We start from the raw sequence: 6,270 nt of genomic DNA, 5'->3' as shown, positions 1-6,270 counted from the left end.
CGGGCGTCCCCAGATGTCTTCCCCCATCAGTTTGAGCACCAACAGGTACAAATTGATCAATAAGCCACTCACAAACAAAAACACCCCGGCATTGCCAAAAAGGTGCATGGGTTTTTGCATGTATTTTTTGAAAAAGAGCATCAACAGCAAATCGCTGACGACTTTGAAGGTGCGGCTAAGGCCGTATTTGGATTTGCCAAACTGCCGGGCGTGGTGCTTCACATCTACCTGCGTAATCCGTGCACCTTCGAGGTGGGCGAGCACAGGTACAAATCGGTGCAGTTCACCGTACAGCCCCAGGTCTTTGGCCAAATCGGCTTTCAAAACCTTCAATGCACAACCGTAATCCTTGAGGTGTACATCGGTGGTACTGCGAATGATGTAGTTGGCAATACGGCTGGGGATTTTGCGCAAAACCATACCATCCTTGCGGTTGGCGCGATTGCCCGCTACCATATCAAAACCTTCTTCTTCAGCTATTTTGAGCATGCGTGGCAAATCGCTGGGATCATTTTGCAAGTCGCCGTCCATAGTAGCAACGTATTCGCCTTGGGCATAATCAATTCCGGCCATGAGGGCCAAACTTTGGCCGTAGTTCTTTTTCAGCTCCACCACCCTCAGGCGAGGATGCTCCACACTGTACAATTCTTTGAGGGTATTGTCCTTAGAGCCATCATCCACAAAAACCATTTCGTATTCATATCCCTCCAGTGCTTCAGCAATGCGCTGAATCTGTGGCTTGATGTTTTCTTCTTCGTTGTAGACACAAACGACAACTGATAGTTTGATTGTTGACATGATCCTTAATTGAATGCTCTGGGCATTAGTTTTTAGCTTTTAAAGTCCCAATAATGAAATGCCGGTGACCATGGCGCACTTTGAGTTCCGATACCGAATCGACTGCATCAAAATACCAGCCTGGATCTACGATATATAGGGCATTGGAGTCCATTTTTTCTTTTTTTACAGGGATGATTTTGCCACGGGTATTGGTCAGATAAATGGAGTTTGTCCACTGCATCCCCGTTTTGCGGTAAACGTATAAGTCCTGATCACGGAAACGTTTTCCGGCTTCAATTGAAGACTTCCGGCAAGCATCGCCATAATCGTTGGCATTGCGATCGGGCAACACAAACCAGTTGAAGCCGATCCGGCCCACCAGCAACAGCATTGCGATGATCAACAAACGCTGCGGCTTCCAGTAACGGTACAAATAAGCCAGTCCTCCCGCAAGAAGCAATAAACCACCCGACTTAAGATACAAATAAGGGGTGCTTTGGGTTTGGGGTAAAAGCAGGGGAACAATCGGCGTCAAAACCATCAGCACCACTGATATTGCCATAAATCCATTTACCACCTTGGCAGCCCAGGGCTGTTGCAGCGCTGCGTTTTGGTGCAAATGCAAAAAAATGCCAAACAGCAGTGGGCAAAACATCAACAAGTAGCGCGGGTACACCTCCACCGATGCCCAATACACCCAAATGTTGGCCAAAAAAATCAGGGCACAGTAGACCATAAAATTGTCCTGTTTCAACACCTTCCAAAGGTCTCGACGCAACAAATACAGGATCATGATCGACCAGGGAATAAAATGGTACACCATTTCAAAAGGGAAAGTAAAGAGGTGCAAAAAGGTTCGCCACCAGCCAAATTGCACCGCAGTCCGTTTGGATGATTCAGTGAACAGGGTTTGAAATACCGTATCCAGTTCGTTGTACTGCAAATACACCGCGTAATAAGCACCCACCACCAGCACAAAAACCATTCCTCCCAGGAAATGCTGCCAATAAAACAGGCGTTTGAATTCTTTTTGGTAAATGAAATAGGCCAATAAGGTAAAACCCTGAAACACCACTGCGGGCAAGCCCTTGAGCATAAAGCCCAGTGCCGTACATAGATAGGACAAAGCAAATAGCCACAACCAATTGCGGCGTTGAAACTGCTGGTAAATGACCATAAACTGCACAAAAACCAGCCAGGAAAAGGTGATGTCGATCAAACCCAACAGGGAGTCCCAAAACAAAATCCGCCCACAAGTGATCAAGGTCATCGCTAATACAAAGGCGGTATAAGTGCCATACTGCTTGCGGAAGCTGTAAAAAACAGTAGCTGCAAAACCCAACAAACTCACCAGGGTTGGAATGCGTGCATTAAATTCGTTAATTTGCCCCAAGAGTTGGAAATAGCCCAACAACATCCAGTTGTACAAGGGCGGCTTGTTGTAATAAAACTCACCATGCAGGGTTGGAGTGATGTAGTTGCCAGAGAGTTTCATCTCCAGTGCCACCAGGGTGCGAATCCCCTCATCGTCGATGAAGGTCATCAGGCCCAGGTTGATCAGCAAGGCTGGAAACAACAATAAAATACTCAGGACGTACAGCAGTTTATTGCGTTGTTGGTCGTTCATTCAGTGCGCGGGTAAATTGAAGGCGCAAAAATAAGCTATTTTAAATGAATACTAAAATTTTGATAATGAGGAAGCTACAATTCTTGTTCACAATCCTTGGCTTTTTTGCTACACCATCAGTATCAATACTTTCGGCTCAAACACCTAACCCCGATGCCGATTGGGTTGACATTCTCACGGTAGCTCCTGATGTGGTGCTCGACATTCGTTATGCCACGACCAATAATTTTATGTACGAAAAAGTCTATGATTGCGGCGAGTGTTACCTGCGTAAGGAAGTAGCGGATGCCATCTCGCGGGTACATAAGCGGCTCAAAGCCCAAGGCTACGGTGGCCTCAAAATGTTCGACTGTTACCGCCCCCACTCTGCTCAATGGAAATTGTGGAAAAAAGTACCCAACCCTCAATACGTTGCCGACCCACGCAAAGGCTCCATGCACAATCGCGGCTCAGCGGTAGATTTAACGGTGTTGGACAAAAACGGGAAAGAATTGGATATGGGAACGGGGTTTGATGTTTTTGACAAAAAAGCCTACATCGACTACACCGGGCATCCCGCCAACATCAACAACAATCGCAAAGCGCTTCAGGAGGCGATGATCGCCGAAGGATTTCGGACGACAAGGACAGAATGGTGGCATTTTTCGTACACGAAAAAGTCGTATCCGATTTCCAATTACCAATGGAAATGCAAATGAATGACGAATTTTTCGAATGACGAATGACGAATGGGAGCGTTGCCTCTAATGTTCAGGAGCAGCGCTCCCAATTCGTCATTCGTCATTCGAAAAATTCGTCATTAGAATCGTTCAGCATTTAAAAGTGTTTCCCAAAAGTTCCCCCAATGGACATCGAACAATTAAAAAACCGCTTTAAAGAATTTGCAATTCAAGTTATTTTATTTGCCAGAGAGTTACCAAAAGGTACTGAGTATAAAATTATCCAAGGACAAATCATCCGCTCAGCTAGCTCCACTGGAGCAAATTATCGAGCTGCTTGTAGGGCAAAATCTCAAGCAGATTTCATCAACAAAATGAAAATTGTAGAGGAGGAATTAGACGAAACCATGTACTGGCTTGAAATCTTGGCAAGCCTGTATCCGAATTGTAAAAAAGAGCTTACTCCAGTTTGGAAAGAAGCTAATGAACTGTTAGCAATAACTGTTGCGTCTATAAAAAAAGCAAGAAGCAATAAGTAATAAGTAATGACGAGTTATTCGAGTGACGAATGACGAATTTGGGGCGCTGAGCCCAATTTTTAGGAGCAACGCCCCAAATTCGTCATTCGTCATTCGAATAATTCGTCACTAATACAACGCCATATCAAACCGCTTCCGGTACTTCACCGTCAACGGATTTTGCACGCCCCAGGTGCGGAACAGCGCAATGGCCGTTTTGCGGGGTTGATCGTTGTTGAACGTTTTATCAATCATCACCGCTTCGATGATTTTTTTGATGGCACCTTCGTAATCAACCGCCAAGGCCAGTTCCTGCGCTTCGCCCATGGCTACTGCGGCGGGGGAAACATCGGAAGGAACACTTTGAATCCAGTCGGCGATGGTGCGGATATCGGCAGCTGCTTCGGCCAGTTCGTGGTCGAGGGTAATGTCATGAACGAGTTGACGGGCCGTGGCTGGGTCAGGAATCGAGAGCTGTTTGGCCAGGGTGATGCGGGCAATCAGGATTTCCGGATTTTCTTCCACCACCTCCACCAAGGCTTCGAGCGCTCCGGGATAACCTGCTTCCACTGCTTCGATGAGGGCGTTCAAGTCCTCCTGTCCTTCCTCCACCTCCTCTGCCTCGGCGATTTGGGGTAGGTGTGTATCCAGCCATTTTTGGATTTGGGCACGCGGAATGGCCCCCGAAAACTCGGCGATGATTTTGCCTTCAAAAACCATTTTAACAGCCGGAATACCTTTGATTCCAAAGGCTTGCGCCATTTCAGGATATTCCTCGGTATCTATTTTGATCAACGCCCAGCGATCAGCCTGCTCTGCTGCCATTTCTTCAATGACAGGGCCTAAAACCCGACAAGGGCCACACCATTCGGCCCAAAAATCAATGACTACGGGGATGCTGTAGCTGCGTTCGATTACGTCTTTTTGAAAGTCCATCGGGAGTGTATGATTATTTGTGGGCAATTTAGATCAATTTATGATTGGATAATGTATCACAAATCACTAATTTTCGTAAAATTCATCAGACTTGTCGATGGGCCATAATTCAAGGTCTTCTTGTAACTGCCCATTCACTTGTTTTTACACCCTTTTCCATGTTGTTTTTGTTTAAATCCTTACACATTGTCGGTTTTGTAGCCTGGTTTGCCGGTTTGTTCTACCTGGTGCGCATGTTTGTGTACCACCGCGAAGCCCACGATGAAACCCAACCCAAACGCGACATCCTCACCCAGCAATTCAACCTGATGGAGCAGCGGGTGTACAAGATCATTTGTAACCCGGCGATGATGCTGACCTGGGTTTGTGGCCTGGCCATGATCTTTCTGTATGGCTGGGAATGGTTCAAAGTCAATTCTTGGTTGCACATCAAACTCGTGTTGCTCCTGGGCCTGACTTATTACCACCTTTGGTGCAAAAAAATGATTGTCAAACTGGAAAGAGGCGACTTCAGCATGAGTTCCCACCGTTGGCGACTGCTCAATGAAGTGCCCACCGTTTTTTTGCTGGCAATTGTGCTGCTAGCCGTTTACCGAAATGCTCTGGATTTTGCCTATGCGCTGGTGGGAATCATGGGCTTTATGGTTTTGCTGATGATGGGGGTACGGGCGTATCGCAAGGCGCGGGAGCGGAATCCGAATATTTGAAAAACCAAAGGGCACCCGCGAGGGGCCCCCTACGATGCATATGCTGTTATCACCATTTTTTTGGGCGAATATTTTGTTCTGGCCTGCCGTGATTTACGGGGGGTTGTGTCTGTTTTTTTATTTTTTCCAGGACTATTTTTTCTTTCGTCCGGAGATGTTGCCCAAAAACTTTGAATACCGTTACCCTTTCCCTTTCACCGAGCATACTTTTGAGATGGAGGACGGCGGGGTGATCAATGCCCTGCAGTTTAAGGTACCCAATTCGCAAGGGGTGGTTTTTTACCTCAAAGGCAATTCGCGCAGCCTCAAAGGTTGGGGCAAATTCGCCAAAGATTTTGTCAGCAAGGGTTACGATTTTTTCATGATTGATTACCGAGGTTTTGGCAAAAGTAAAGGCAGACGCACCGAAAGTATCCTGCTGAACGATGCCCAAACGGTGTACAAATGGCTGAGCAAGGAATATCCCGAACACCAGATTATCATTTATGGCCGCTCCCTCGGTAGTGGGATTGGTGCCAGGTTAGCCTCCTGGAATGATCCAAGGATGTTGATTCTGGATTCACCTTATTTCAGTTTTTACCACCAAATTCGGCAGTATGGGTGGTGGCTGCCCTTGCGCTATTTGTTGCGTTACCACTTGCGCAGCGACCAATTCATCAAAAAAGTGACCTGCCCGATTTACATCATCCACGGCAATAAGGATCGTCTGATTTCTTATGCTCAAGGCAAACGCCTGCACGAAATCAGCGCCGACCGTAGCACCCTCATCACCATCGAAGGGGGCGGACACAACAATTTGCCCAATTTCCCAGAGTACCACGAGCATTTGTACGATATACTTAACGAGCAGGAAGCGCTGGTGATGTACACAAAGTAAAGTTGATAGGCTTACCATGGGGCATTTTTGTATACCAGAAGCGAAGGACATGAATTGCCACGTGCTTTAGCGCGTGGATAGCAGGATTTTTAAAAAATGGGCTTCAGCCCTGGATTCAAAATTAAGGCTTGGGCTAAAGCCCATCAATAGAGATAATCCCCATCCA

General features: G+C 46.7%; 7 protein-coding genes. 4 read left to right on the top strand and 3 right to left on the bottom strand.

The features are described 5' to 3' along the window. On the bottom strand, positions 1-798 hold a 798-nt coding region (locus SFV55_RS10960), incomplete at its 3' end, for a glycosyltransferase family 2 protein (RefSeq protein WP_320029543.1). A 25-nt stretch (positions 799-823) separates the two neighbouring features. Next, a complete protein-coding gene (locus SFV55_RS10955; protein WP_320029542.1) occupies positions 824-2,407 on the bottom strand; it encodes a hypothetical protein in 1,584 nt (527 codons plus the stop codon). 65 nt (positions 2,408-2,472) lie between these two features. Between SFV55_RS10955 and SFV55_RS10950 the strand changes: the two genes are divergently transcribed. Next, positions 2,473-3,105 (top strand): M15 family metallopeptidase, encoded by a 633-nt coding sequence (locus tag SFV55_RS10950; protein WP_320029541.1) that lies wholly within the window; start codon positions 2,473-2,475, stop codon positions 3,103-3,105. A gap of 146 nt (positions 3,106-3,251) precedes the next feature. Continuing rightward, a complete protein-coding gene (locus SFV55_RS10945) occupies positions 3,252-3,605 on the top strand; it encodes a four helix bundle protein (protein WP_320029540.1) in 354 nt (117 codons plus the stop codon). Between the two features lie 108 nt (positions 3,606-3,713). Here SFV55_RS10945 and SFV55_RS10940 read toward each other — a convergent pair whose 3' ends face one another. Continuing rightward, complete coding sequence (locus SFV55_RS10940) at positions 3,714-4,520, bottom strand: tetratricopeptide repeat protein (RefSeq protein ID WP_320029539.1); 807 nt, start codon at positions 4,518-4,520, stop codon at positions 3,714-3,716. A 158-nt stretch (positions 4,521-4,678) separates the two neighbouring features. Here SFV55_RS10940 and SFV55_RS10935 point away from each other — a divergent pair, with 158 nt between their 5' ends. After that, positions 4,679-5,227, top strand: a complete 549-nt coding sequence (locus SFV55_RS10935; protein ID WP_320029538.1) for a CopD family protein — start codon at positions 4,679-4,681, stop codon at positions 5,225-5,227. A 40-nt stretch (positions 5,228-5,267) separates the two neighbouring features. Further along, the gene (locus SFV55_RS10930) at positions 5,268-6,104 is read left to right on the top strand and encodes an alpha/beta hydrolase (RefSeq protein WP_320029537.1); all 837 of its coding nucleotides are present in this window, start codon (positions 5,268-5,270) and stop codon (positions 6,102-6,104) included. The last annotated feature ends 166 nt before the right edge of the window (positions 6,105-6,270 follow it).

The organism is Haliscomenobacter sp. (assembly GCF_033763495.1).
In the GTDB taxonomy this organism is placed as follows: domain Bacteria; phylum Bacteroidota; class Bacteroidia; order Chitinophagales; family Saprospiraceae; genus Haliscomenobacter.
The sequence above is the reverse complement of the archived record's forward strand: the minus strand, read 5'-3'. Positions and strand labels throughout refer to the sequence as shown.

What these genes read in the sequence shown, in the direction of transcription:
- SFV55_RS10955 (WP_320029542.1), bottom strand. Translation starts at nt 2,407, where the DNA reads ATGAACGACCAACAACGCAATAAACTGCTGTACGTCCTGAGTATTTTA.
- SFV55_RS10950 (WP_320029541.1), top strand. Translation starts at nt 2,473, where the DNA reads ATGAGGAAGCTACAATTCTTGTTCACAATCCTTGGCTTTTTTGCTACA.
- SFV55_RS10945 (WP_320029540.1), top strand. Translation starts at nt 3,252, where the DNA reads ATGGACATCGAACAATTAAAAAACCGCTTTAAAGAATTTGCAATTCAA.
- SFV55_RS10940 (WP_320029539.1), bottom strand. Translation starts at nt 4,520, where the DNA reads ATGGACTTTCAAAAAGACGTAATCGAACGCAGCTACAGCATCCCCGTA.
- SFV55_RS10935 (WP_320029538.1), top strand. Translation starts at nt 4,679, where the DNA reads ATGTTGTTTTTGTTTAAATCCTTACACATTGTCGGTTTTGTAGCCTGG.
- SFV55_RS10930 (WP_320029537.1), top strand. Translation starts at nt 5,268, where the DNA reads ATGCTGTTATCACCATTTTTTTGGGCGAATATTTTGTTCTGGCCTGCC.